27 protein-coding genes and 1 other RNA gene are annotated in these 24,296 nt (G+C 38.3%); 21 read left to right on the forward strand and 7 right to left on the reverse strand.

What is annotated here, in order from left to right; all coding sequences use genetic code 11:
• Positions 1 to 7: 7 nt before the first annotated feature.
• The 3 genes from UN64_RS14735 to UN64_RS14745 all read right to left on the reverse strand — a co-directional run bounded on the left by UN64_RS14735 (position 8) and on the right by UN64_RS14745 (position 3,617).
• Positions 8 to 2,599 carry a PBP1A family penicillin-binding protein gene (locus UN64_RS14735; RefSeq protein ID WP_077364099.1) on the reverse strand — a complete coding sequence of 864 codons (2,592 nt, stop codon included), beginning with the start codon at positions 2,597 to 2,599 and terminating at the stop codon, positions 8 to 10.
• Between the two features lie 76 nt (positions 2,600 to 2,675).
• The gene (gene recU / locus UN64_RS14740) at positions 2,676 to 3,299 is read right to left on the reverse strand and encodes a Holliday junction resolvase RecU (RefSeq protein WP_077364101.1); all 624 of its coding nucleotides are present in this window, start codon (positions 3,297 to 3,299) and stop codon (positions 2,676 to 2,678) included.
• A 72-nt stretch (positions 3,300 to 3,371) separates the two neighbouring features.
• Entirely contained in the window at positions 3,372 to 3,617 is a 246-nt protein-coding gene (locus UN64_RS14745) for a glutaredoxin family protein (protein WP_077364103.1), read from the reverse strand.
• 131 nt (positions 3,618 to 3,748) lie between these two features.
• On the opposite strand from UN64_RS14745, the gene UN64_RS14750 reads away from it, so the two are divergent.
• Positions 3,749 to 4,705: a DUF2515 family protein gene (locus UN64_RS14750; RefSeq protein ID WP_139343138.1), complete on the forward strand. Its 957-nt coding sequence runs from the start codon at positions 3,749 to 3,751 to the stop codon at positions 4,703 to 4,705.
• 346 nt (positions 4,706 to 5,051) lie between these two features.
• On the opposite strand, the gene UN64_RS21415 is transcribed toward UN64_RS14750, so the two are convergent.
• Positions 5,052 to 5,186, reverse strand: coding sequence for a hypothetical protein (locus UN64_RS21415; RefSeq protein WP_281249456.1), 135 nt, complete (start codon positions 5,184 to 5,186; stop codon positions 5,052 to 5,054).
• A 214-nt stretch (positions 5,187 to 5,400) separates the two neighbouring features.
• On the opposite strand from UN64_RS21415, the gene UN64_RS14755 reads away from it, so the two are divergent.
• From UN64_RS14755 to UN64_RS14775, 5 genes are all read left to right on the forward strand, one after another.
• On the forward strand, positions 5,401 to 5,910 hold the full coding sequence (locus tag UN64_RS14755) for a MerR family transcriptional regulator (RefSeq protein ID WP_077364105.1): 510 nt from the start codon (positions 5,401 to 5,403) through the stop codon (positions 5,908 to 5,910).
• A 65-nt stretch (positions 5,911 to 5,975) separates the two neighbouring features.
• On the forward strand, positions 5,976 to 6,341 hold the full coding sequence (locus tag UN64_RS14760; RefSeq protein ID WP_171978931.1) for a DUF1798 family protein: 366 nt from the start codon (positions 5,976 to 5,978) through the stop codon (positions 6,339 to 6,341).
• Positions 6,342 to 6,524: 183 nt separating this feature from the next.
• Complete coding sequence (locus tag UN64_RS14765; RefSeq protein ID WP_077364109.1) at positions 6,525 to 7,196, forward strand: hypothetical protein; 672 nt, start codon at positions 6,525 to 6,527, stop codon at positions 7,194 to 7,196.
• A gap of 5 nt (positions 7,197 to 7,201) precedes the next feature.
• Positions 7,202 to 8,410 (forward strand): DEAD/DEAH box helicase, encoded by a 1,209-nt coding sequence (locus UN64_RS14770; protein ID WP_425590122.1) that lies wholly within the window; start codon positions 7,202 to 7,204, stop codon positions 8,408 to 8,410.
• A gap of 77 nt (positions 8,411 to 8,487) precedes the next feature.
• Complete coding sequence (locus UN64_RS14775) at positions 8,488 to 8,784, forward strand: YciI family protein (protein ID WP_077364113.1); 297 nt, start codon at positions 8,488 to 8,490, stop codon at positions 8,782 to 8,784.
• A 54-nt stretch (positions 8,785 to 8,838) separates the two neighbouring features.
• Here UN64_RS14775 and UN64_RS14780 read toward each other — a convergent pair whose 3' ends face one another.
• Positions 8,839 to 9,609 (reverse strand): LysM peptidoglycan-binding domain-containing protein, encoded by a 771-nt coding sequence (locus tag UN64_RS14780; RefSeq protein ID WP_139343141.1) that lies wholly within the window; start codon positions 9,607 to 9,609, stop codon positions 8,839 to 8,841.
• Between the two features lie 208 nt (positions 9,610 to 9,817).
• Here UN64_RS14780 and trhO point away from each other — a divergent pair, with 208 nt between their 5' ends.
• The 6 genes from trhO to UN64_RS14810 all read left to right on the forward strand — a co-directional run bounded on the left by trhO (position 9,818) and on the right by UN64_RS14810 (position 13,397).
• Positions 9,818 to 10,735: an oxygen-dependent tRNA uridine(34) hydroxylase TrhO gene (gene trhO, locus UN64_RS14785; RefSeq protein WP_077364115.1), complete on the forward strand. Its 918-nt coding sequence runs from the start codon at positions 9,818 to 9,820 to the stop codon at positions 10,733 to 10,735.
• A 68-nt stretch (positions 10,736 to 10,803) separates the two neighbouring features.
• Positions 10,804 to 11,436 carry a phosphatase PAP2 family protein gene (locus UN64_RS14790; RefSeq protein ID WP_077364117.1) on the forward strand — a complete coding sequence of 211 codons (633 nt, stop codon included), beginning with the start codon at positions 10,804 to 10,806 and terminating at the stop codon, positions 11,434 to 11,436.
• Positions 11,437 to 11,499: 63 nt separating this feature from the next.
• Positions 11,500 to 11,688, forward strand: coding sequence for a hypothetical protein (locus UN64_RS14795; RefSeq protein WP_077364119.1), 189 nt, complete (start codon positions 11,500 to 11,502; stop codon positions 11,686 to 11,688).
• A gap of 130 nt (positions 11,689 to 11,818) precedes the next feature.
• Positions 11,819 to 12,007, forward strand: a complete 189-nt coding sequence (locus UN64_RS14800; RefSeq protein ID WP_066395381.1) for an alpha/beta-type small acid-soluble spore protein — start codon at positions 11,819 to 11,821, stop codon at positions 12,005 to 12,007.
• A 154-nt stretch (positions 12,008 to 12,161) separates the two neighbouring features.
• Entirely contained in the window at positions 12,162 to 12,944 is a 783-nt protein-coding gene (locus tag UN64_RS14805) for a metalloregulator ArsR/SmtB family transcription factor (protein WP_077364121.1), read from the forward strand.
• A 9-nt stretch (positions 12,945 to 12,953) separates the two neighbouring features.
• Complete coding sequence (locus UN64_RS14810) at positions 12,954 to 13,397, forward strand: SRPBCC family protein (RefSeq protein ID WP_077364123.1); 444 nt, start codon at positions 12,954 to 12,956, stop codon at positions 13,395 to 13,397.
• A 25-nt stretch (positions 13,398 to 13,422) separates the two neighbouring features.
• On the opposite strand, the gene UN64_RS14815 is transcribed toward UN64_RS14810, so the two are convergent.
• The gene (locus tag UN64_RS14815; RefSeq protein ID WP_077364125.1) at positions 13,423 to 14,703 is read right to left on the reverse strand and encodes an aminotransferase class I/II-fold pyridoxal phosphate-dependent enzyme; all 1,281 of its coding nucleotides are present in this window, start codon (positions 14,701 to 14,703) and stop codon (positions 13,423 to 13,425) included.
• A gap of 184 nt (positions 14,704 to 14,887) precedes the next feature.
• Here UN64_RS14815 and kynA point away from each other — a divergent pair, with 184 nt between their 5' ends.
• The 4 genes from kynA (at position 14,888) to UN64_RS14835 (ending at position 18,130) form a co-directional block, all read left to right on the forward strand.
• The gene (gene kynA / locus UN64_RS14820) at positions 14,888 to 15,736 is read left to right on the forward strand and encodes a tryptophan 2,3-dioxygenase (protein WP_077364127.1); all 849 of its coding nucleotides are present in this window, start codon (positions 14,888 to 14,890) and stop codon (positions 15,734 to 15,736) included.
• Positions 15,737 to 15,833: 97 nt separating this feature from the next.
• The gene (gene mutM / locus UN64_RS14825; protein ID WP_077364129.1) at positions 15,834 to 16,637 is read left to right on the forward strand and encodes a DNA-formamidopyrimidine glycosylase; all 804 of its coding nucleotides are present in this window, start codon (positions 15,834 to 15,836) and stop codon (positions 16,635 to 16,637) included.
• Positions 16,638 to 16,704: 67 nt separating this feature from the next.
• Entirely contained in the window at positions 16,705 to 17,358 is a 654-nt protein-coding gene (locus tag UN64_RS14830) for an ABC transporter ATP-binding protein (protein ID WP_077364131.1), read from the forward strand.
• Positions 17,342 to 18,130, forward strand: coding sequence for an ABC transporter permease (locus tag UN64_RS14835; RefSeq protein WP_077364133.1), 789 nt, complete (start codon positions 17,342 to 17,344; stop codon positions 18,128 to 18,130). Before UN64_RS14830 ends, UN64_RS14835 begins: the two co-directional genes overlap by 17 nt.
• Positions 18,131 to 18,181: 51 nt before the next feature.
• Here UN64_RS14835 and UN64_RS14840 read toward each other — a convergent pair whose 3' ends face one another.
• Positions 18,182 to 18,607: a VOC family protein gene (locus UN64_RS14840; protein ID WP_077364135.1), complete on the reverse strand. Its 426-nt coding sequence runs from the start codon at positions 18,605 to 18,607 to the stop codon at positions 18,182 to 18,184.
• A 193-nt stretch (positions 18,608 to 18,800) separates the two neighbouring features.
• Here UN64_RS14840 and UN64_RS14845 point away from each other — a divergent pair, with 193 nt between their 5' ends.
• The 5 genes from UN64_RS14845 to rnpB all read left to right on the forward strand — a co-directional run bounded on the left by UN64_RS14845 (position 18,801) and on the right by rnpB (position 24,173).
• Entirely contained in the window at positions 18,801 to 21,083 is a 2,283-nt protein-coding gene (locus UN64_RS14845) for a DEAD/DEAH box helicase (RefSeq protein ID WP_077364137.1), read from the forward strand.
• Positions 21,067 to 22,329, forward strand: coding sequence for a ribonuclease H-like domain-containing protein (locus UN64_RS14850; RefSeq protein ID WP_077364139.1), 1,263 nt, complete (start codon positions 21,067 to 21,069; stop codon positions 22,327 to 22,329). The genes UN64_RS14845 and UN64_RS14850 overlap by 17 nt, the downstream gene beginning before the upstream one ends.
• Before the next feature lie 407 nt (positions 22,330 to 22,736).
• A complete protein-coding gene (locus tag UN64_RS14855; RefSeq protein WP_077364141.1) occupies positions 22,737 to 23,297 on the forward strand; it encodes an SLOG family protein in 561 nt (186 codons plus the stop codon).
• A gap of 80 nt (positions 23,298 to 23,377) precedes the next feature.
• Complete coding sequence (gene gpsB / locus UN64_RS14860) at positions 23,378 to 23,689, forward strand: cell division regulator GpsB (RefSeq protein ID WP_077364143.1); 312 nt, start codon at positions 23,378 to 23,380, stop codon at positions 23,687 to 23,689.
• Between the two features lie 76 nt (positions 23,690 to 23,765).
• Positions 23,766 to 24,173: RNase P RNA component class B (gene rnpB / locus UN64_RS14865), an RNA gene on the forward strand.
• The last annotated feature ends 123 nt before the right edge of the window (positions 24,174 to 24,296 follow it).

Raw genomic sequence — 24,296 nt, forward strand, 5'->3', positions numbered from 1 at the left:
TTGTTTGTTATTGGTTGAGAGGAGGGAACTGTAAGCCCCCGCCGCCTTCCTCTTCTTCGTTTCCTCCGCCTTGACCAGGGGGAGGAGTTCCAGGTTCTTGACCAGGAGGTGGTTCAGTTCCAGGTTCTCCGCCAGAAGGAGGCGGTGTTCCCGGTTCACCTTGACCTGGAGGGGTACCAGGTTCACCTTCGCCAGGTGGAGTACCCGGCTCGCCTTCACCAGGCGGCTGCGGTGGTTGTTCTCCTTCCGGTGCTTCGATCGTGATTGATGTTTCAGCAGGTTCGCTTTCGGTGTTGTTTTCACTGTCGACTGCTATTATTTGGAATGTGTATTTACCAGGAGCAGGGGATGGAACAACAAATTTCGTATCATTGATCGTTGCTCGTTCCTGCATCGGTCCATCATTATAGCTTGCAAGGACCTTAAAGGTAACACCTTCTTTTTTCTCGTACTTCCATTTTACTTCAATTTCATTTTTCTTTTCATCGAACTTCGCTTCAAGTCCTTCGATACCAGCAGGTTTTTCAAACTTATCACTTACATCTGGCAGCTTAGATCCTTTGACGAACAATTCAATGATTTTTTCGGAATCTGGCGTAAACTCACTTGCACGTTTTCCAGTTCCTTTTTCCATTGGAACTTCAGTCACAGATTTCGGTTTCTTAAAGTCAGTGTTCTTGTGCTTAAGCTGACTCATGATATCCTTAAAGATCTGTTTAGAATAATCGTCTTTCGTATTGTCGAGGTATAATGCATCACCGTTATCATCTTGGTAGGAATCATATCCTGTCCATACTGCTGCGGTGTAGGTAGTCGTGTATCCGGCCATCCACGCATCTTTTGTTGCATCACTAGGCATGCCGTATTTATCCCGAAGGTCTTTAGGGAAGTTCGTAGTACCTGTTTTTCCAGCTAATTTTAATCCGCTCACATTGGCCTGTGTACCAGTACCACGTTTCATAACATCTTTAAGCATATCAGTGATCATGTAAGCCGTATAATCTTTCATAGCCGCCTTCGGTTCTGGGTCGACTTCAATTACTCTTCCGTCTGGGAATTCAATTTTACGGATCGTTGTCGGTTTCGTGTAAACACCGCCGTTTCCGAATGCTTGATAAGCACCTGCCATTGTAAGCGGTGATACTCCTTGTTCAAATCCGCCGATCGCATAAGACGGGTAAGTTGTGTCTGGATCTAAGTCAAATCCAAGCTTATTAGCAAAGTCAGTTGCTTCTTCAGGACCGACTTCTTGGAATGTCTTAACAGCCGTAGTATTTTTTGATTCAACGAGAGCCTGGCGCATCGTGATATCTCCAACATTTTTCTTGTTGAAGTTGTTGATCGTTACATCACCGATCTTAACAGGTTCGTCGTTTAACATATGAGCAGTGCTCCATTTTTTGTTTTCAATAGCCGGACCATAGTCAAGGATGGGTTTGATTGTTGACCCTGGCTGGCGAGTGATTCGAGTTGAGAATTGGTTGCTCAATTCGTTTCCGCGGCCGCTGCCGACTGCACGTATTGCACCCGTTTTCGTATCAACGATTGCAACACCAGATTGTAATAACTCATGCTCGGGTTCTAATTTAGCTTTTAATACATCTTCTGTAACTTGCTGAGCTTTTGTATCCAGGTTTGTATAGATCTTTAGTCCAGAAGAATATATATCTGCTTCTTCTAATCCTTCAATATCCTTAAGGTCATCCATTACTTGTTTGATATATGCATCATAAGGACGTGTTTCTTTTTGTAGTTTACCAGGGTTAATCGTATCCTTTACAGAAACACTCTTTGCATTTTCTGCTTCTTCTTTAGAAATGAATTTATGCTGCGCCATCAAGTTTAAGACAACATTGCGTCGATGTTCAGCTTCTTTTGGATTTCGAGTTGGATCATAATAGCTTGGAGCTTTAGGTAACCCAGCCAATAAAGCAGCTTCGTGTACTTCTAACTCACTAACAGGTTTATTAAAATAAGTTTTTGCAGCCGTTGCTATACCCCATGCGCCATTACCAAAATAAATCTTATTTAAATACATTTCTAGAATCTGATCCTTTGAATACTTTTGTTCTAACTGAACAGATAGATAGGCTTCACGGATCTTTCTCGTAAGGGATTTTTCATTCGTAAGAATCGTGTTCTTTATAACCTGCTGAGAGATCGTACTTGCACCTTCAGCACCAAATCCTTCTGTTACGTTAGCGAACGCGGCACCGAATAAACGTCTTACATCAACACCGCTATGTTGGCGGAAACGCACATCTTCTGTTGCGATGAACGCATTTTGTACAGGTTCAGGAATTTCATTTATCTTTACTCTGATCCGTTTTTCTTGTCCTGAAACAAGAGAAACTTCTTCATCATTCATATCCATGATTTTTGAAGATACAGGTGTTTCTAGTTTCTTCGGATCCAGCTTTGGAGAAGTAGCTGCGATTACACCTACTGTTAAAAGTCCTAATAATCCTAAAATAACTGCAAGCAATAGGAGAGTCTTCTTCCAATTACGTCTTGGCTTTTTTGTTTTCTTTGCCGGTGTGGAGCCATTATTAGACGACGATTGTCTTCTTTCTACCCGGCTTCGGTAATCTTTTGACATAGTTTTACCAACCTTTCAACTTCGTAAAAAAACTAACATTATCAATATTCGTGGCAAATTCTGAGTTTATGAACAATCAAAGAGAAGGAGAGAAATAGACACGATCTACTGTTTCTAAATAATTCAGCCTAGGTTGATACCCGATAGTAATAGAATGTCCTTTATCTTCTATTTCACCCTTTGGAATTGATTTTCTCCCCATGGTTTGTTCTTTCCAATAGTGAACAAGATAAGAGCTGTCCAGCAGATAGCTTTTATCGGTAGAAGAGAATCGAAGAATGATAAAAGATATTCCTCCATGATCTAAAATCTGCTGCATATGTGTGATCTGATGCTCATGAAAATTCTTAAGCGGAAAACTCGTCTTGTTCTTTGTTTCTTTTGCTTCAAAGTCAATATATCTTCCTTTATATACACCGTTATAGTCGGTAGTAGAAGCGAGTTTAAAGTATGCTTCACGAATGACAGCTGCAGATCGTTTCGGGTACTCAACATTCACGATTTGTACAGGAGTCGGTTTTTTGTGAATGATCGCTTTATTCGTTAAGAGATAGAATTGATTGCTTTGATTGATATCGTCTTCGAGTGACATCCCTCTGTTGCTGTATGACACTTCTTTTTTAACAGAAGATGGGGAAGACGATCGTGTTTTGATTACAGAAGTCACTTTCTTACCATTTGGATAATGAAAGGTTCCCATGATTCATCTCCTTTTAATTAAAGATGGCTATGCGCATTATTACGAAAATAGATACACATAGCCCAGTTTAGTTTACTTTTCTAATAGTACGGAAAGTTCATCTTCTTTAAAACCCATTACAACCTGATTGCCCTCTTCTGTCTGGATCACAGTTACAGGAGTAGCCGAAGCACCCAGGTCCATGACTTCTTTCATATAGCTTTGGTTTTTTCGTATGTCGCGTTCTTCGAATTCAATATTATTTGATTTCAGCCACTCTTTTTCTGCGAAGCATGGAGGGCACGTTTCCTGTGTGTAGATGATAACTTTTTTCTCCAATTTTTATGCCTCCTTTTTCCATTTTGCATCTTTCATAAAGATTAGTTTACTCCTTTTTCTTACGCGATACAAATATTTTATAGTGCTGAAGCGAACCATAAAAGAAGAGGACGAGACTTAGGAGGCAAAGCGTGGAAGAGCGATATCAGGATATTACAATGACAATCTTGAATAAAACGATTTCACAAAATCGTGATAATATTTCACGTACCGTAAGCTATGCCTCTTTTTTTAAAAGAAACCCTGAAATAAGATGGGCAATGCTCGCAAGTCTTGTTTCACGCAACGCTGGATACAGCATGTGTGATTTAAAGGGAGAATGGCTTCCAAGATTTTTGTCTGAAGACACAAGAAAACATTTGTTTCATACATATGAACGTGCAAACTGGATGATTTTCCAAGATGCTTTTCCTCAGCTGCTTCTTTATGAATACTGTAAAAAGAAAGGGGCTCCATTATTTGATCTCCTTGATAACTTTTATGTTTCAGCATTCATGAAGGAAGAATGGCACCGTTTTTGGATCGCAAAAGATTTAAAGAGATTATGTACATCGTTAATCATCAATGAGCAGCATGTGATTGATAAGCCAGTGATTAGGCAGTCTTTTTATAAGAAAAGGATATTTTCAGGAACTCCATTTCTGCTCCAAGACTATATGCATTTCAGTACAGTACTATTCCCCGTTCTTTCTGGGGATGTATACGGAATTTCAGTTCATGGATTTAAATCTGTAAAAAATAGAATAGAAACGGGGAAGATGCTTTACTCCATTTTATTCGAATCGAGATGGAGCGAAGATATTATTCGTTTTTCTGAGGCAGTTACTCATACTGGTTCGCGGCATGATTTTGAAAAGTATGTATATCCGAAAAAAATGAGGGAGACACCGATGCTTAGAATGGCCTATCCGATTGTCCGTCATCATAGAAAGCCTATGAAAGACTGGTATAGAAAGGGAATGAATACGGATGTGTTTTATCATCCCGTAAAGAGCATACAACAACCATGTCTTACAGATTGGTATAAACAAAAGCAGAGACAGATTAAAATTGGCATCCTATTAAAAGAATGGATCCAAAATCGATAAATATAAAAGGCTTTCGCAAACTTTGTTGCTCTTGTAAGTAGTTGATTTCCGCATCAGGTTGCTTCGCTTTCCGCGGGGCGTGCGGTGAGCCCCTCGCCGCTTTGCGCCTTTGAGTGGTCTCACCTGACCGCTTCAAGGAAGTACCCTTGCTCCTGCGTCTACGAGAAAATGCTACCGATGTGAGCATACTCGTCGCATGCCTAACGAGAAGCTTCTCATGTGGTAGGCAAGCACCTTCCACTCCAAACAACTTGTCAGTGAGGGAATGAACAAAATACTAAAAGCAACAATCTTTTAGAAAAGAGCCAAATAAAAAGACGGCAGAGGGTATGCCGTCTTTCTTTTGTTACGTGCTTGGAATATCGGGTCCATTCAGTTTTTTATCACCATAACCTGTATTTTGCTTTTGTTCTGTTTTTTCAGTTACTTGCTGTTGTGAATATTGGTCTTGCTTTCTTTGCTGTTTGCTGTCTTCGGTCATTTTTTGCACCTCCTTTTATAAACGTGAACTCATATTAGTTTTGCGGTTGAAGCGACTGAATATACAAACAATCAACAAATAGCTGTCGAATTAAAGTTAAAAAAGGAAAATTGCACTTTCTTTGCCGAATAAAAACTAGTTTTGTCACGTGTGAAGGGGATAAGAGGATACAGCACGAAATTAGTTCCTACAAGAAAACGGGGAGGGATTCATAATGGAAATGGTGTTGAAGACCAAAACTGTCTCTGAGGAACTCGGGGTGAATCCGACAACGGTTCAGCGTTGGGTCAGACATTTTAATATTCAATGTGATAAGAACGAACATGGCCATTATTTGTTTAAGCAAGAAGATATCGAGCAGTTAAGGGAGATCAAAACTCAGCTCGATAATGGATTATTGATGAGTGATATTCAAATCCAGTCATTTCAAACATCAGTGAAAACGGTAGAACTGCCAACCCAGTTTGAAGAAAAGTTTGACCGGCTTAATGCAGCCATTAGAGCATTAGAAAAAAAGGTTGAAGAGAAAGCTGATGCTGTTGTTTCCTATCAAATGCTCCAGCATGCTTCTGAACTTGAAGAACTTATAAAGAAAATGGAAAACATGGAGGCGCGTCTTCAGGACCTCGAGGTAGCTTTACTGAAAAACAATTATCCAGAGGAAAAGCTTTATGTAAAGGAAAAGCCGAAAAAGAACTGGTTTGTGAGTTTGTTTACATTATAAATGAAATGAAAAGTGTAAGTCTCTTCATTCTTTGGTACGATATAAAGAATGGAGGGACTTTTTTTATGAGCAATTTGTACAACAAAACGACAGAATTAATCGCTGATATTAATGAAGCGTTTCATATTTATAAAACAGAAACGAAGGCAAGAGAGTCGGAAGCAGATTTTTATAGTGAAGTTAAGCCGTTTGCAGACCGCATCCATTTTAGGGTGCAAGAGTGGGAGCCGCTTGCACGGGAATGGGTAATCACAAATAAGCCTAAATATTTATATCCAATTCAGATCAAGACCGCGGCTGAAAACATTGGTTACCTGGGTGTTTATGTCTTTCAAAAAAATATGAAAGATAAACGCATCACTGAAATGGTGAAATCGGTTTTGTATGTTTTAAACCAAATGAAAGAACAAATGAGTTCAAAAGAAGAATAAAATTTCACGTACCGTCGGATGTTATTTTTTTCTTCCTATGCAAGGTGATTGAAGCGTAAGGTGCGTGCCTACCACATGAGAAGCATCTCGCCAGGCATGCGACGAGAAAGCTCGCTTCAGTAGCATATACTTGTAGACGCAGGAGCAAGGAACTTCCTTGAAGCGGTCAGGTGGAGACTCCTGATGGAGCAAAGCGGCAGGAGGCTCACCGCACACCCCGTGGAAAGCGAGCAGCCTGGAGCGGAAAGCAACTACTATCAGAGAGCAACATGGGTTACGAAAACAGTAATATTTTTAAATAAAGGAGCGAGCAAGATGTATCATCCATCGGTTTATGATAATCTAAAGATTGTGCTTGAAGGTGCCGTATATGATTTAGATTTTGCTGGCGTGATAGAAATTGTAGATCGAAGAGATTTAGTGGATCTTGCAGTTATCGGCAGAAGTTACTCAATTGATTTTATCGTTTCAGGCATCAGTCAGTCTTTTAAGGGAAATCTTACTTTAAATACAAATCTTGAAAATTACGCAACTGAAAAACTAAAAGATAATCCTGAAGGAGCTGGCAGCAAGGTTTCCATAATTATAGAAACACCGGTCTATGAAATTGAAACAGATTGTAAACAGCTTCAATCCATTCTGAAAAAATGGTCAGAAGGTGATTTAAAAGGAGATATTCAGCAAAAACTTACCTATATATATGGAGAATCAAGAAACGTATTTAGCAATACGATCTCCATCCATTTACAAAAGCCTTTTTCTGAAGAAGAACCTGAACGTTTTTCACTAGTACTTGAACAGGTAATTGCATCAATGAAAGAAATGAATGAATATTTTAAGGGGTATAAAAAATGACACAACTGATACATAGTTTTCCGGAATTTATCCAAAATGCATGGAATAAAAGCGGATTTACATCACTAACTGATATCCAGGAGCGCGCAATTCCGAATTTATTAGAGAATAAAGACATCGTTATTGAATCGCCGACAGGAACAGGAAAAACTCTTGCATATGCTTTGCCTGCACTCGCAAAGATAGATCCAGAAACAAAAAATGCACAAGTTGTATTTCTTGCACCAACTAGAGAACTTGCTATGCAGATATATGAAGTTTGCCAAAAGTTCACCGAAAACAGCGGGCTCAGCGGAGCTTCTCTGATTGGGGGAGCAAACATGCAGAGGCAGCTTGATAAGTTAAAGAAAAAACCTCAATATATCGTTGGGACACCAGGACGAGTAAAAGAATTAATACAAAACAAAAAACTGAAGGTGCATGAAGTTAAGACGATTGTCATTGATGAAGCGGATCATATTATTGAAGCTGGTTTTAACGGAGATGTCGAACATGTAATAAGTGCAACCTTAAAAGATCGCCAGCTCGTCTTTGTTTCGGCAACCATTAATAAAAAAACAGAAGATTGGTCAAGTAAATTAGCAGTCGAACCTTCAATAATTAAAGTCGATAAACAAGAGACAACAAACCAGGTGAAACACACGTTCATGGTATCTGAGTACCGTGATAAGGTGGATAACCTTCGAAAGTTAATTCGTCATACACCTGGAATAAAAGCGATTGTTTTTATAAACAGTTCTATGAAAATGGATGAATTCGCTTCAAAACTTGAATACAAAAAGATTAAACTGGGTGTTCTTGCTGGTAACTCTACAAAACAAGATAGACAAAAAGTAATAAATGATTTTAAACGAGGTAAAATCCCAGTACTTTTAACTACTGACGTTGCGACACGCGGTCTGGACATACCCGATGTGACACACGTTGTACACCTTGAGCTTCCTGAAGATGTGAAACAGTATGTTCACCGTTCAGGAAGAACCGGAAGAATGGGGAAAGAAGGAATCGTTGTATCACTCGTAACAAAAGCTGAATTGTCTTCTGTAAAGAAATGGACTGCAAATATAAATGTCCCGCTGCAAAAGCAGCTCCTTGAGAGAGGCAATGTAGTTATAGAAGATATTCAGAAAAATACGTCTAAGGAACAAACTCCACAAAAAAGCGGGAAACCAGCCAATAAAAAGCCTGCTACAGGAAAAAAGAAAAGAGATTAAAATACTTCGAGTTTAGACCATCTAAAAAGGATTTAGTGTTTAAAGAGGGAATCTATCCCTATAAAGGGGAGATTATTTTGGAAACTAGAGAATTTTTATATCAGATTAAACCGTTACGACCAGACTTTATGGAAAATCAGTCTGCAGAAGAAAAAAATACCTTGGAGTCTCATTTTTTCTACCTACAAAATCTTTTGCAAGAGGGTAAACTTGTACTGGCAGGACCTTGTCTTGATGCATCATTTGGGATAGTGATTTTACAGGATGTAGATAATGAAGAAGCTACTCATATCATGAATAATGATCCTGCTATCGTACATGAGATAATGACAGGAGAACTATTTCCGTTTCGAATATCGCTTCTGAAAAAATAAAAGCATGCGGCTTGAAGCTGCATGCTTTTTTCGTGGAGTTCGTTTGGAAGATCTTTATTTTTTGAAAAGCTGTACCCAAGCTCCTTGATAATAAGCAACTCCGATAGAATCATAATTTGTGCTTAAAATGTTTTGTCTGTGACCTGGACTATTCATCCAATCGTTCATAACAGCTTGTGGTGAAGTCTGACCTTTGGCAATGTTTTCGCCTGCTGCTGTGTAATGGATGCCAAAGCTGCGCATCATGTCAAAAGGTGAACCGTAAGTTGGTGAATTGTGATCGAAATAATTATTAGCAATCATGTCTTTGGCTTTTGCCAAAGCAACATTGCTTAATTCAGCATCAAGTGTTAATGGGGCAAGACCAGCTTTTTGGCGCTCTTGATTCACCAATTGTGAAACTTGAGTTGCGTATACACCAACAGAAGATTGTGCTGGAGTAGGTGCGGCAGGTTGTTTTGCAGCCGAAGCTGGCAGATCTAGTACTTGTCCAGGATAAACCCAGTTGATTTGTCGTACTTGCGGGTTTGCCTGTTGAATTGCCCATAGACTAACATTTGACGCCGAAGCGATTTTATATAATGTGTCTCCAGATTTTACTGTATATTGTTTTGAAGACGTTGGAACATAAAGAGTTTGTCCAGCATAAATCGTTGAACTGTTTAATAGGTTCATTCCGATTACCTTACTCAAACTAACATTTTTATCTTGAGAAATTCTCCAAAGAGTATCGTTTTGCTGAACAGTATAAGGTGTTGCTGCATATGTTGCAGACCCCATCAAAAGAAAAGCTGAAATACTTAAAGAAGCAATTTTTAAACGCATAATATCCCCCGATATCCCAGTTCCTCCAACGAATCCCACTAATTAAATATTCACACAATGAAAGCGCTGAAACAACTGGGAATGGGAGAGAATATCTGTAAATAATTGTATGGGTGCTGCAGACAGATATAGTAGCGTGTATTTTTCTTTTTAAAATAATTTGTTATTATAAGAAAGGAGTTTTTAAGAAGCAGAAGTAGGTGGAATTATGCAATATCAAGTTTTGTTGTATTACAAATATGTAACTATAGATGATCCCGAATCTTTTAAAGAAGAACATCTTGCCTATTGTAAGGGACTTGGATTAAAAGGACGGATCCTGGTTGCTCGTGAAGGAATAAATGGAACGGTATCCGGAACGATCGAACAGACAAAAAAATATATGGAAGATATGAAGAATGATCCTCGATTTGCGGATACGGTTTTCAAAATAGAATCTTTAGAATCTCATGCATTTAAAAAGATGAAAGTCAGAGTGAGACCTGAGCTGGTGCATCTAAGTCTTGAGGATGATGTGAATCCAAATGAAACTACTGGTAAGCATCTTTCGCCAAAAGAATGGCTTGCAGCTATGGAGCAAGAAGACGTGGTGATTTTGGACGCACGTAATACGTATGAATATGATCTTGGACATTTCAAGAACGCGATAAGACCGGATGTGGAAACATTTAGAGAACTTCCACAATGGGTTAGGGAAAACTTTAGTCAGTTTAAAGATAAGAAAGTACTAACCTACTGTACAGGTGGAATCCGATGCGAAAAGTTCTCTGGTTTTCTTTTAAAAGAGGGATTCAAGGATGTTTCTCAGCTAGAAGGAGGTATAATCAGTTATGGTTATGACCAAGAGGCAAAAGGGAAACATTGGGACGGGAAATGCTATGTCTTTGATGAACGCATCTCAGTTCCAATAAATCGAAGCGGAGAAGAAACGGTTGTCGGCAAATGCTATCATTGCGGAAATCCTGAAGAACGCTATGTGAAATGTGGAAACCCCGAATGCAATGCACACCTAATAATGTGTGAGGACTGTGAGAAGGAACACAAACGTTCATGCAGCAAGGAATGTCTTGAACATCCTTGGAATCGATATATTAAAGAACAGGAAACAGAAAGCTCTCCAAACTAGGAGGGCTTTTTTTTCTCCTGTTTTTTGTATATATAACGTAAAATAAGTTTTAGGGGGGAATTAATAACATGAAAAAGTATAACGTTTTATTAAGTGTTTGTATAATGAGTTTTATATTATTTGTGTTTTATGACACTCGTATCGTACGTGCATTCGATGATGGAGCAAGAGAAATTATTCTAAGTTTTAGAAATGAAGCGTTAAATGAATTGGTTATCGCTTTTACATATGTCGGAGATGCAAAAGTATTAGGAGCACTATGCATTTTTAGCGTTATTGGCTTATTTCTGTTTAGAGAATGGCTGAGAGGTATTCTTCTGCTTGCAAGTATAGCATTATCCTATGGTTTGAATCTTGTATTAAAAAGTGCATTTGAAAGGGAACGTCCATTAGGGAATCGTTTATTAGAAGAGGATGGGTTTAGTTTTCCAAGCGGGAACGCTATGGTCGGAACATCTTTCTATTTATTTTCAGCATTCTTGCTCTATCAAAAATACCCAAAACCATGGATTCTTTGGATCGGCACTATTCTTCCATTCTTCTTAGGTCTAAGCCGGGTTTATGTTGGAGTACACTATCCATCTGATATACTTGCAGGTTTTAGCATCGGAATGGCTTTTTTTGTTTGTTTAGCAGTCATATACAAAACATTTAATGCAAATTCTAGAGAGATGCAAAACAATAAGAATACTTATTTATAGATTTTCAATTGCTCTCCTAATTTGATATAATAAAGCGTAATGTTTACGAGAGGGTGCAAAGAGATGCTGCCGATTGTGTTTCCGGAAAACAAACTTGAATATATCCCAGCTTTTATATCACTAGCCATATTTACAATTTTCGCTTGGCGAACAGTTGTGTTTTTTAAAAAACATTCTGCAAAAGAATTAAAAAGAGCTCAATTACTAGAAGAAGATTTACTAAGTAAAGAGCAGCAAAACAAGGACTTCTAACGAGTTCTTGTTTTTTTTGAAAAAAAATTATATTTCTATGAATAGGTTTTCAAAATTAACCCATACTACCTTTAACGGAAAAACATCTCAGCTTTTCCGTACATATTATCTCCCAAAGGAGGGAAATCGCATGGCACGTAACAACAGCAACCAAATCGTGGTTCCTGGAGCACAAGGAGCTCTTGACGCAATGAAGCAAGAGATCGCTGCTGAGTTCGGAGTACATCTTGGACCAGACACAACTTCTCGTGCAAACGGATCTGTAGGTGGCGAAATCACTAAGCGTCTTGTAGCTCAAGCGCTAGGCGGACTTCGTTAATCAGTAACCTCCTTGTAAGAAAAAACCCGGGATTCGTCCCGGGTTTTTATTTTTTGTAGACTACTTACATTTATAATGTTACTATTTAGTCACATATTAAATGTTACCAATTAGGCACATATAATCTAAAGTAAAGAGGGTGGTATTTAGCGAAATGGTTAACCAAGATCTCGTTGATGTCTTTAAAGCATTATCACATCCCATTCGTATTGATATTTTGGACGATTTAAAGAAGCAGCCGCTTTCTACAGGAGAGATAAGTGAAAAGTATGATGTTTCGAGATATGCGATCATGAAACATTTAAGTGTACTTGTAGATGCTAACCTCGTACTTATTAGGAGAAAAGGAAGGATGCGCCTCAACTATTTAAATGTGATCCCACTGCAGGAGCTTTATAACAGATGGGTCAGCAAATATGAGGAACCACTTGCAAAAGGATTAATGCAACTCAAAAACTTAGTAGAAGAAAGGGAAGAGGAGAAAATGGAGCAAACAACTGAAAGAAAAGTAGACTCATTCGAGATTGAGCAAGAGATTGTTATACAGGCAGCAAAAGAAACAGTATTTAAAGCGTTGACGCAAGATATAAACAGCTGGTGGAAGTTTAGACTCGGAGAAGAAGGCTCAACTTTAATCTTTGAGCCTCATTTGACAGGCCGCTTTTACGAAGACTGGGGTAATGGTGAAGGTGCCTCATGGGGAACGGTAACTTATTTTAAAGAAAATGAGGAAATTCGGTTAAATGGACTACTAGGTATGAGTGGTGCTGTTAACAGCTTTTATTCTTATAAGTTATCTGAGGAAGATAACAAGACGATTCTTCAACTGATACATCAAGCTGCAGGAATTCTTGAACCACATTGGGAAGAAACTCATCGGCATGGGTGGAATGAACTTCTTGCTGTTCATTTAAAGAATTTTATAGAAGAGAAATAAGGTGCAAAAATGGTAAATGTCGTAACAGAAATCATTATAAATAGGTCTCAAGAAAAAGTAGCTCAGTATGCAGCAAATCCTGATCATGCTCCAGATTGGTATGTGAATATCAAATCTGCAGAATGGCAAACCGAAAAAGAGTTACAAAAAGGTTCCAAGATAGCGTTTATCGCAGAGTTTTTAGGAAGAAGATTAGAGTATGTATATGAGATTACAGACTTTATTCCAGGGCAAAAGCTTGTAATGAAAACGGCTGACGGCCCTTTTCCAATGGAAACGACCTATACGTGGACACCTGTTGATGGTGATCAAACCCGAATGACTCTACAAAATAAAGGAGTGCCATCTGGTTTTTCTAAAATTTTTGTTCCATTTATGTCTTTAATGATGAAAAGAGCGAATAAAAAAGATTTAATAAAAATAAAAGAAATCCTAGAAAAACAAAAAGCTTGAGAACTGAACTCAAGCTTTTTTCTATTTAATTGTTTGCGTATATTCTGTCGACTGCACTAAGGTTTACATTTAGCTGTAAACCTTGTTCATCACGTAATCTCTTAAAAATTTGAAGAGTTGTTTCAATTTGTTCTTCTGTATGGCTTGCGGTTGGAATAATTCGGAACATGAACAACCCTTTTGGAATTACCGGATACATAACCGCTTGCAAAAACAATCCGTTATCACGTAAGTATCTAACCCAATGAAGTCCCATTTGAAGGTCGCCCCCAGGAACATAAACAGAAATAATAGGGGAGGGGGTATCAGCTACAAAATAACCTATATCTCTTAAACCGTTTGAGAGCTTTTGTGATACTTGAAAAAGTCTATGTCTACGGTCATGACCTGACGCAACAAGTTCTAATGTTTTACGAAGACTTTTTACATATACCATCGGCAAACTTTTTGCGAATATTTGTGTTCTGGCATTGTAGTGAATCCAATCCACAACTTCCTTGCTTGCAGCTGAAACGCCGCCTATAGCAGTAAAGGCTTTTGCAAAAGTAGATAAGTATATATCAACTCTGTCCTGAACGCCAAAGTGCTCACCAACACCTTTTCCGCTGGGTCCCATTACTCCGAACCCATGTGCATCATCGACAAAAAGGCGTGCATCATATTTATCTTTCAGATCACAAATCGCATCTAGTTTTGCGATGTCACCAGTCATTCCATATACACCTTCCGTGAGAATCAGTACACCGCCTTTACGATTCTTATTTACTGACCTTAATAATTTTTCGAGACTGTTCATATCGTTATGCCGGAAGACACGAAGGTTTCGCGGGTCACTTACCGCTAGTTTTGCTGCATCTATGATGGAAGCATGACATAGTTTATCCATGATTACGATATCATCTTTGCCCACAAGGGAAGCAATCGTACCAATAATGCCTAAATAACCAAAGTTAAAAAGAATAGAAGACTCTTTTTCTGCGAAAGAAGCAAGTTCCTCTTCAAGCAGAACATGCTCCTGCGTGTTTCCGCTGACCATGCGGCAGCCCATCGGACCGCTCACACCCCATTCTTCGGCTGTTTCCACTGCCATTTTCTTTATATCTTCGTTTTCTGCCAATCCAAGATAGTTGTTAGTAGCCCACATGATTTTGTCTTGTCCATTAAATGACATCACTGTTCCAGGAACAGAATCTAAAATTGGGGATACAAAATACTGATCATCTGAAACCCTGAAGTCCCCGAAGTATCCTTCATTCGTTTTACATTTATCAAAGATATCAATGTGCTTCGTTTGAATTTGTGTCATATGAAACCTCCTATACAATAATCGAATGATAGTCTATTTCGGTAAATTTTTACAATTACCTTCAATGTTCGATATAAAAATTTTTAAGGTTTGTCCTTTTTAAGAAAGGCTAAAAGAAATCCCTTTTTTGATGTATAATGAAAGCGTTAACAAAAGTTTTTATGTCCTATGGGGAGTGGATCAAATGACAGAACAGAAAAAATTGGACAGCAAAGAAACGGAAAAAGGGATTTACACGGACTTTATTAACCAGATGACTTATGGAGAATATCTGCAGCTTGATCAAATTTTATCGAGCCAAAAAAGACTTTCTGGCCACCATGACGAAATGCTGTTTATTATTATTCACCAAGTGAGTGAACTTTGGATGAAATTAATCTTACATGAAACAAGGTCAGCTATTTCCTCAATAGAAAATGGTAATCTTCATTCAGCATTTAAAATGCTTGCACGCGTATCAAAGATTCAGTCTCAGATCATTGAATCGTGGGATGTTCTATCAACACTAACTCCTGCAGAATATATGGAATTCCGTGACAAACTTGGACAAGCATCTGGTTTTCAATCTTACCAATACCGCATGATTGAATTTGCGTTAGGATATAAAACGCCTCATATTTTAGAAATCTATAAGAAAGATGCTGACCTGCACGAACAGCTGACAGCTGCCCTTCATACACCTAGTCTCTATGATGTATCCATTCAGGCGCTTGCAAAGGCAGGGCTCCATATAGATGAAGAAGTGTTAAACCGTGATGTAACAAAACGTTATGAGTACAATCGTTCTGTCGAGGCAGCATGGCTTGAGGTCTATAAAAATGTTGAAAAGTATTGGGACCTATATGAGCTTGCAGAAAAGCTGGTAGACATTGAAGACTGGCTTCAACAGTGGCGATTCCGTCATATGAAAACAGTTGAACGAATTATTGGGTTTAAAGTAGGAACTGGCGGATCATCTGGTGTAAATTACTTGAAAAAAGTATTAGATCAGCGTTTTTTTCCTGAGCTTTGGGATTTAAGAACAAGCATATAAGATTATGAAAGGATGGCTAAATCGGCCGTCCTTTTTGTGTACATAAAATTAATACCCTGCCCAATAATAATGAAAGGAACTTTAAGGAGCTAAAAAAATGCCAGAACTGCCAGAGATGGAAACATATCGAATTCTGTTAAGTCACAATATCCTCAATAAATTCATAACAGATGTAAAGATTAAAAGAGAAAAATCAATTAATAAAGACGTTAAAGATTTCATTTCACATGTTCGAGGGAAAACGATAACCCAAGTAAAAAGAAGAGCAAAGCATCTTATTTTTGAGTTGAGCTCAGGGCAGAACCTTTTATTGCATTTAATGCTTGGAGGATGGATGTTCTTAGGGAATGACAGAAATGCTCCTGATAGGACGAAACAAGTAATTTTATCTTTTGGTGATCTTAAGCTTTATTTCATCGGATTGAGGCTAGGATATCTTCATCTTTTATCAAACGGTGAATTAGAAGAGAAACTTGCTGATCTTGGACCTGAACCCTTTGAATTGAGTGAGGAAGATTTTGATAAGATGATAAACAAGAAAAAAGGAGGGTTAAAGCCAATACTAGTTGATCAAAAGTTCATTGCAGGAATCGGTAACTGTTATTCAGATGAGATTTGTTACGAAGCAAAACTTAATCCCCTTAAAAAAGCGAAAGATCTTACAGAGGAACAAACAAAATCACTTTACGATGCAATTAAACCTGTATTAAAGAATGCAATTGAGCTGGGGGGCTATATGGACAACCCGATGTACGAAGGTGATAAGAAAACGGGAGGATTTAATGAGAATCGCCTTGTTTACGAAAGGGAAGGGGAAAATTGCTTTCGCTGCGGAACGAAGATTGAAAGGATAGAAAGTTCGGCCATTAAATCATTTTATTGTCCGAAATGTCAAAGATAATGTTAGGGATTGCATTAATGAGGGAAAGTAAAAGATTGATTCTTTATGGATGACAGGAGAGTTTCGTTTGTACAGATTAACAAATATTAAAATAAACGAACTGATTAAAATTGACAATCTTACTATACCCGGACAGTCTGTAACTTGTATTCTAGGTCCCAGCGGCAGCGGGAAATCAACCTTGCTGAAGTTATTAAATAACATGATTACACCAGATGATGGACAGATAGCTTACAAAAAACAACTAATTTCTGATTTGGATCCTATTCAATTAAGAAGAAAATCCGTTATGGTTCCACAAACTCCGGTTATATTTGACGGCACTATTAAAGAAAATATAACGATAGGTTCTAAATTCTCAGAGAAAGAGCCACCAAGTATAAAGCAACTCAATGGCATCTTGGAGGAGTTTCAACTAAATAAAAATCTTAATGACAATGCATTAAACCTCTCTGGAGGAGAAAAACAGCGAATAGCGATAGCGAGGGCGCTCCTTATGAATCCAGAGGTGCTGATGCTCGATGAACCTACTTCTGCTTTGGATGAGCAAACTGCTGAGGTTGTGGTACACAAAATCTTGGAGTACGTAAAAGACAAAGATCTCTCACTCATTTTTGTCACACATAATAAGGAATTAGCAGCTCAAGTGGCAGATCATACGATAGACCTTATGAAATATAGTTTGAAAAAGGAGATGACAATTCATGAAAGAAATCATTGATCTTTCGTTTTGGCAGCTCCTTTCCGCGTACGTTTTTATTTTGATTTTAATATTGATTGTTAAGATTAAAAGAATTCCAAGAGAAAAAGAAATATTTTTAGCTACTGTCCGGATGACGATTCAGCTTATTTTAGCGGGTTATATATTAGTATATCTTTTTGAAAATGCACATCCGATATTAACCCTTTTTTCTATTTGTATTATGCAAGTGTTTGCTATCTATAATGTTTATAAGCGATCGAACACTAAGATTAATTTACAGATGAAAAAAATAATTGCGCTGTCTATGACGCTAGGTATATTTTTCAGTCTCTTTTATTTTATTTTTATCGTAATAAATGTATCTCCATGGTATGAACCGCGTTATTTTATACCAATCGCTGGTATGATCATTGGAAATTCAATGACAGGCATCACATTAGGTGTAAATAACCTGATTACTGGTATGAAATCACATCGAGAGGAAGTAGAAGGAGCTTTAATGCTCGGAGCAACACCAAAAGCAGCTTCGAAAGAGGTTACCAATCAAGCGTTTGATGCAGCTATGATTCCTACAATAAATTCTATGGTTGGAATGGGGATTGTTTTTTTGCCTGGCTTAATGACAGGTCAAATTTTATCAGGAACTTCACCTGTTGTTGCAATAGAATACCAAATAGCTGTCATCTTAGGTATCGTAGGAAGCGTTTCGCTTTCTGTAATCCTATTTTTGCATTTAGGATATAAGCAGTTTTTCAACGATAGAAGCCAATTGATTCATGAACACGACTAAAAGGAGCACTTGCAAACAAGGGCTCCTTATTATTTAAGTACTTATATGTGTTTAGAAACTTTCTCCATTATCATAATTTAACTGCCAATGAATGCCGAACTTATCTGTAACCTGTCCATAAAGTTTGCTCCAGAACGTTTCTTGCAGTTCCATAACAACTTCTCCGCCTTCTTTTAATCCTTCATACATTGATTTTATTTGGTCCATGTCTTTATTTACAATGGCAAGTGTTACATTGTTTCCTTCTACAAATGGCATACTCGGAAATGTGTCTGAAAACATGACATTGCTGCCATCAATATTTAAACGAGTGTGCATAACTAGATCTCTAGCCTCTTCTGGAAGTTCGTAATTTGGGTTTGGCGGTGCTTCACCAAACGTCATAATCTGCGGTTTTTCCGTTTTAAATACTTCTGCGTAAAATTCTACAGCTTCACGGCAATTCCCATTGAAATTAAGATAAACATCTACTGACATTTTTTTCACTCCCATTTACATTTTTTTACGTATAATCGATCTATATTTTATCATTGAAAAGTACAATATTTCCATAAGACGATTGTAATACAAATTTACAAAGGGAAGTCAGGGCAGGAATTGAACATTCCATATTAAGTCCCTGTTTCATTACGAACAAATATTCGTTAAAATAGGTAGTGAGGTGAGAGCCATGTTTCGAAAAAAATCCATTCAACAAGTTATGGATGTTTTGCGTGAGCCTGACATATCCAAACAAATTGTACACTGGAAGACGATAGAACCACGTGAAGCGGTATCTGTTTCGCTTCCGGAAACTTTGCATCCAAATATACGATCTGCTCTTAAAAATAGAGGCATTTCTTCATTGTATATACACCAGCTGTCTGCGTATGAGACTGCGCTCCGACAAGAAAGCTTTGTTGCCGTTACGCCTACGGCTTCTGGTAAAACGCTTTGCTATAACCTGCCTGTATTACAAGAGGTCGCAAACAATCCAGAAGCAAGAGCTCTATATCTTTTTCCGACAAAAGCACTTGCTCAAGATCAGAAAGCAGAAATCAATGAACTGATTGATGAGATGGGATTAGATATAAAAAGCTATACATATGACGGAGATACTCCTGCTAATATCCGTCAAGTCGTGAGAAAAGCAGGGAACATCGTCATGACGAATCCAGATATGCTTCATGCTGCTGTTTTGCCTCATCATACTAAGTGGGTAGCCTTATTCGAGAACTTAAAGTATGTGGTAATCGATGAGCTTCATACATACCGGGGTGTTTTTGGAAGTCATGTAGCGAATGTCATTCGGCGTTTAAAACGCATCTGTAATTTTTACGGGAGTGACCCTATTTTTATTTGTACGTCAGCAACAATCGCTAATCCAAAAGAGCTGGCGGAACAGCTTACCGGAAATACTATGACATTAATTAACAATAATGGTGCGCCAGCTGGGAGAAAACATTTTTTATTCTACAATCCGCCAGTTGTTAATAAACCGCTCAATGTAAGGAAAAGCGCTACACTCGAAGCCCGTAATCTAGCTAAGCTCTTTTTAGAGAATCATATTCAGACAATCGTTTTCGCGAGAAGTAGGGTAAGGGTAGAAATATTGCTTACTTATCTGCAAGAACTGGTTAAAAAAGAATTTGGCACTAAATCAATTCAAGGGTATCGAGGTGGCTATCTTCCTAAACAGCGCCGTGCTATTGAAAAAGGGCTCCGAAATGGAGATATTATGGGAGTTGTTTCAACAAATGCTCTTGAACTTGGTGTGGATATCGGGCAACTTCATGCTTGTATTTTAACAGGTTATCCTGGCTCGATCGCAAGTGCGTGGCAGCAGGCAGGACGAGCTGGAAGACGGCAGGATGAGAGTGTTGTCATCATGGTTGCATCTTCTTCACCGCTTGATCAGTACGTTATTCAAAATCCTGATTATTTTTTCGAGCGTTCACCTGAATCTGCCCGAATGAACCCAGACAATTTGATCATATTAGTGGATCACTTGAAATGTGCAGCATATGAATTGCCTTTTCAGGAAAACGAAAAGCTCGGCGGTCAGGAGATAGAAGATGTGCTTGAATTTTTAGTTGATGAACAAGTGCTTCATAAAAGAGGAAAACATTTTTACTGGATGAATGATTCTTTCCCTGCACACAACATTAGCTTACGTTCAGCGTCCCAGGAAAATGTAGTCATTATTGATCTAACAAATGTGGCAGATGTAAAAGTTATCGGTGAAATGGATCGCTTTAGTTCTATGACTCTTTTACATGAAGAAGCCATTTATCTTCATCAAGGAACTCAATACCAAGTTGAAAAGCTCGATTATGAGGAAAAGAAGGCCTATGTACGTGAAGTTGATGTCGATTATTTTACTGATGCAAACCTTGCCGTTACGCTTAATGTATTAGAGGTGGATAAAGAATCCGACAATGACCAAAACGCTAAAGCATACGGCGATGTCATGGTTGTTGCAAAAGCGACGATTTTTAAGAAAATCAAATTTGAAACACATGATAACATCGGATCAGGTCCAATTCATCTACCTGAAGAAGAACTTCATACTTCAGCAACATGGCTTACTTTTCATAATGAAAATCTTTCTGAGGAAAAATTAGAAGCCGGTTTATTGGGTATTGCACATGTTTTGCGTCACGTTGCTCCACTTTTTGTAATGTGTGATGCAAATGATTTACATGTTGTACCTCAGGTGAAAGCCGTTCATAACCAGCAGCCCACTATTTTTATTTATGATCGTTATCCGGGGGGGATCGGTTTAAGTGAAAAGGTGTATGGATCTTGGGATACCGTTTTAGATCAAGCTCTGTCTATGATTGAAAAATGTCCTTGTGAAAAGGGATGTCCATCATGTACTGGAACACTGGAAGAAGGCAGCAACAGTAAAGCATTAGCTGTAAAATTAATTGCTCAAATCAAAGGAGTGCCGCATCATGTCGATTCAAAATAAATTGAAACGACTAAAAAAGCATATGGTTAATCCTGTTTCAACAGAGGTTTTTTCTTCTCAAATTGCAAATGAAAAGGAAAACAAAATAATTGATCATGCTGAATATTGGGAGAAGTTCGGTGCAACTCCTTATTTTTTTGAGGATGATTATTGCATCATTAGAAAAGTAGAATACCCGCTTGATCATATGTGGGGAAGGTACCGGTTCACGGACGTCAAGGACGCTGTATTAAGATGGCAGGATATTAAAGCCACTCATCCGCTAAACGCTAAAGACTTGGAGGCATCACAGCTTCTTTTCTTTGATACGGAAACAACGGGCTTAAGCGGCGGAGCAGGCAATACAATCTTTATGCTCGGAATGAGCCAGGTAAAAGAGGATCATGTACTTGTGAATCAGTTTTTCCTGCCTGGTCCAGGTTCTGAAGTGGCACTGTATCATTACTTTTTAAATCATGTTAAAGAGCTTCGGAACTTAGTGACTTATAATGGGAAATCGTTTGATTGGCCGCAAGTAAAAACGAGGCATACATTAATTCGTGATTATGTTCCTTCTTTGCCGGAATTTGGCCATTTTGACCTTTTGCACGGAGCAAGAAGGCTTTGGAAAGAATCATTGCCAGCTGTGAAGTTATCAGTAGTGGAAAAAGAAATTCTGGGAGTCAGCAGAATTCATGATACCCCTGGCTACCTAGCTCCTATGCTTTATTTCCAATATTGCAACGAGGGAGACCCTTCTTTACTGGAGGGAGTCTTTCAGCATAATGAGTGGGACGTACTTTCTTTAATTACACTTTATACTCATATGTCCACCCTTGTTCAAGGGAAGGGTATTCGAACAGAAAGAGAAATATTTGAAGCTGCACGATGGTTTGAAGCTTTAAATGAACAAGATCGAGCGATTGCTTTTTATAATGAAGTGCTAGCTACTGGAACATCACTTCAATACCAATCAAAGAAATCACTTGCTTCTTTATATAAAAAACAAAATCAAATAGATGTTTCTGTTCAGTTTTGGCAGGAATTAATTAAAGAAAATAACCTTGATGAGGAACCTGCAATTGAACTTTCTAAGTATTATGAGCATGCACAAAAAGATTATGAAAAAGCATTAGATTTTGCTATTCAGGGTTTTACGATCTGGAAGGGTAAAAAAAGGCTGGTCAAAAGGAAAGAAGAACAGGAAAAACAGGCATTTGCAAAAAGAATCGAACGATTGGAGCAGCGAATCATCCAATATTCGTAAAAATTCGTCAAATTTATGAATTTATTCAAAATATCTCTTCTCAACGGCCTTTGTTTTTTGTAGAATAAGAGAGGACATGAAAATGTTTTTGAAAAAATAAATTTCCCCTCTTTTTTATTCCCCGGGTAAGCGCAAAAAACGCCACAATACCTGAAATTTCATCATATTTTTCGTCAATAATCTGTACGTTTCGATTGTTTTCGCAAAATAACCGAAAAAAAAAGAGGGAAATGATATATTTTAGGCATGGAGAGATGGTACTTGAAGCAGTGGATTGTTGTTTTATTTTTTGTAATCGTCGGGTTAACAGTCATGATTGGCAATCAAATCAGTCACACAACACAAAACTTTTAATGAGAAAGCCCGGCTATGAAGAGCCGGGTGTTTTCATTACAGGGGGTCTTCAAATGCTTCAAACACTGCTGGTCAGTGGTTATAAAGCCCATGAGCTTGGTATTTTTAGTGACAATCACGAAGGGGTATACTACATTAAGAAAGCACTGGAGCAAAGAATTACTTCCTTAATTGATGAAGGGCTGGAATGGGTATTAATCAGCGGTCAGCCTGGGGTGGAGATGTGGACCGCCGAAGTTATCTTTGATTTGCAGCTGGAATATCCAAATCTAAAATTAGCTGTCCTTACTCCTTTTTTAGAACAGGAAACTCGCTGGAAAGAAAATGTTCAAGAAAAATATCAAGAAATTCTTTTGAATGCAGATTTTGTGGACTCAGTCAGCCGTAAACCCTATGAGAGTCCACAGCAATTGAGGGTAAAAAATCAGTTTCTCGTCCAAAAAAGCGATGCGATTTTACTTCTTTACGACGAAGAAAAGGATGGCTCACCGAAGTATTATTTGGATGCCGCCAAGCAAAAGCAGGAAATGGACAATTCATACGAAATATTTTATATTACAGCTTATGATTTGGATGTGCTTGTCCAGGATGAACAATGGAATCGTAACGAGTAAAGAGTTAAAAGAGAAAGAAATTGACATTTACGTCATGTAGTGAAAAAATAATTTTAGAATCTTTGTGTGAGGTGATTCACATGAGTGAACAGCGTTTTCATTTAACAGCAAAAGAAATACTAGAAAAAGACTTTAAACAAGGCTTTCGTGGCTACGATCAGGATGAAGTGGATAAGTTCTTAGATTTAATCATTAAAGACTATGAGAACTTTCAAAAAGAGTACGATGCAGTCGTTCAAGAAAACAATCGCTTGCGTCGCGAAGCTCAAAATTCTTCTGATCAGCCGACTCGAAGAATGCCTGCAGTAACTTCAAGCACAACAAACTCAGATATTCTTCAGCGTTTGTCTAACTTGGAAAAACATGTTTTTGGCAGCAAATTATACGATTGATTCCAGTTTTTATCCATTTGTTTTTATCAATTCAGCATGCTATAATGAATCTTGCTTTTAAAAAACTAAATCAATAACGTTCGGGTAATCGCTGGACCAGTTTTCTGGTTTAGAGGAAAGTCCATGCTCGCACGGATCTGAGATGACCGTAATGATCGTGCCTGGCCAAAAAATAAGCCAGGGTAGCTTGGTTTGCTCTATTGAGCTTACTGGGTTAACGGCAGGGAACGCACCTAAGTCCTTTGGATATGGTGTTAATACCTTGAAAGTGCCACAGTGACGTAGTCCCAATGGAAACTGCGGGAGTGGAACGCGGTAAACCCCACGAGCGAGAAACCCAAATTATGGTAGGGGAGTTTCCCATTTCGGAATTGAACGAATGGGAGAACAAGAAGCCAAGGCTTTTTGTAGATAGATGATTACCACCGGTGTACGAGGCGAATAGCCGCTTGCAGTACTAAGGAACAGAACATGGCTTACAGAACGTTATTGGTACCTAATTAAAGCTGAATGAGGGCCCCGCTTACGGGGCTTTTTCTATTTACATAAAAAAGAACAGGGTATACTTAAAATAGACAATTAAACGCAAGAATAAGGGAGTTACAAA

Origin of the sequence: Fictibacillus arsenicus (genome assembly GCF_001999465.1) — a bacterium.
GTDB classification, from domain to species: domain Bacteria; phylum Bacillota; class Bacilli; order Bacillales; family Fictibacillaceae; genus Fictibacillus; species Fictibacillus arsenicus.